1 protein-coding gene is annotated in these 1,837 nt (G+C 73.3%); it reads right to left on the bottom strand.

Annotated features, from left to right (window positions below):
• The coding region (locus tag ACIA8Q_RS33795) for a type I polyketide synthase (protein ID WP_396318309.1) at positions 1-1,837 on the bottom strand (1,837 nt) is incomplete at both ends.

A 1,837-nucleotide genomic window follows, 5' to 3' on the forward strand; every position in this document is an offset into this window, starting at 1 on the left:
AGCGGGACCACGGGCGGGGTGGGTTCCTCGGCGGGGGCCGGCTTGGTCTCGACGGGCGCGGGGGCCTGTTCCAGCACCACGTGACAGTTCGTCCCGCTGATGCCGAAGGCGGACACGCCGGCCCGGCGCGGACGGTCGTCGGAGCGCCACTCCCGCTCCTCGGTGAGGAGCTCGACGGCGCCGGCGGTCCAGTCGACGTGCGGGGTCGGCTCGTCCACGTGCAGTGTCCTGGGCAGGACACCGTGCTGGATGGCCAGCACCATCTTGATGAGCCCGCCGACGCCGGCCGCGGCCTGGGCGTGCCCGATGTTCGACTTCAACGAGCCGAGCCACAGCGGGCGGTCGGCGGACCGGTCCTGGCCGTACGTCATCAGCAGCGCGTGCGCCTCGATCGGGTCGCCGAGGTTGGTGCCGGTGCCGTGGGCCTCGACCGCGTCGACCTCGGCCGCGGAGAGTCGCGCGTCGGCCAGCGCCTGCCGGATGACCCGCTGCTGGGAGGGGCCGTTGGGCGCGCTGAGCCCGTTGCTGGCGCCGTCCTGGTTGACGGCGGAGCCGCGGATCACGGCCAGTACCTGGTGCCCGTTGCGCTGCGCGTCCGACAGCCGTTCCAGTACGAGCATGCCGGCGCCCTCGGCCCAGCCGGTGCCGTCCGCGCCGGAGGCGAACGGCTTGCACCGGCCGTCCGGCGCGAGACCGCGCTGGCGGCTGAACTCCAGGAAGATGCCGGGGCTCGACATGACGGTCACCCCGCCGGCCAGGGCGATCGAACACTCACCGGCGCGCAGGGCCTGGACGGCGAGGTGGGTGGCCACCAACGAGGAGGAGCAGGCTGTGTCGATGGTGACGGCGGGGCCTTCCAGCCCGAAGGTGTACGCCACCCGGCCGGAGGCGACGCTCGTGGTGCTGCCGGTCAGCAGGTAGCCCTCCAGGCCCTGCGCGTCCTCGTGCAGCTTGGGACCGTAGTCCTGGGCCATCGCGCCGATGTAGACACCGGTGGAGCTGCCCCGCAGCGACGCCGGGTCGATACCGGCCTGCTCGAACGCCTCCCAGGCGGTCTCCAGCATCAGCCGCTGCTGCGGGTCGATGGCCAGCGCCTCGCGCGGCGAGATCCCGAAGAAGTCCGCGTCGAACTGGTCGGCCTCGTACAGGAAGCCGCCGGTACGGACGTAGCTCGTGCCGTGGTTGGCAGGGTCCGGGTCGTACAGCGCGGCCAGATCCCAGCCGCGGTTGTCGGGCAGGTCCCCGATGGCATCGGTGCCGTCGGCGAGCAGCTGCCACAGGCGCTCCGGGGTGTCGGCGCCCCCGGGGAAGCGGCAGCTCATGGCGACGATCGCGATCGGCTCGTCCGGTTCCGCCGAGCCGGCGGCCGGCGCCGCGGGGGCGTCGTCGCGGTCCTCGTGCAGCAGCTCGGCGAGGAGGTGGCCGGCGAGCCGGCCGGGTGTGGGGTGGTCGAAGAGCACCGAGGCGGGGAGCCGCAGTTCGGTGGCCGCGGCGAGCCGGTTGCGCAGCTCGACTGAGGTGAGGGAGTCGAAGCCGAGGTCGCGGAAGGTGCGTCCGGCCTCGACGTCCTCCGGGCGGCGGTGGCCGAGCAGGGCCATGATGTGGGCGCGCACGGCGTCGAGCAGTACTGCGGCGCGCCGGCCCTCCGGTACCGCCAGGACCTGTCGGAGCAGGACCGGACCGGAGTTGCCGGGCACCGGTTCCGCGGAGCCCTGCGGGAGGTCGATCGTGTTGATCGTGTCGGTGGTGTTGATCCAGTAGCGGCGGCGTTGGAAGGGGTAGTGGGGGAGGGTGAGGGGTCGGGGGTGGGTGGTGGTGGGCCAGGTGATGGGGGTGC

It is taken from the genome of Kitasatospora sp. NPDC051705, assembly GCF_044453265.1.
GTDB lineage: Bacteria > Actinomycetota > Actinomycetes > Streptomycetales > Streptomycetaceae > Kitasatospora.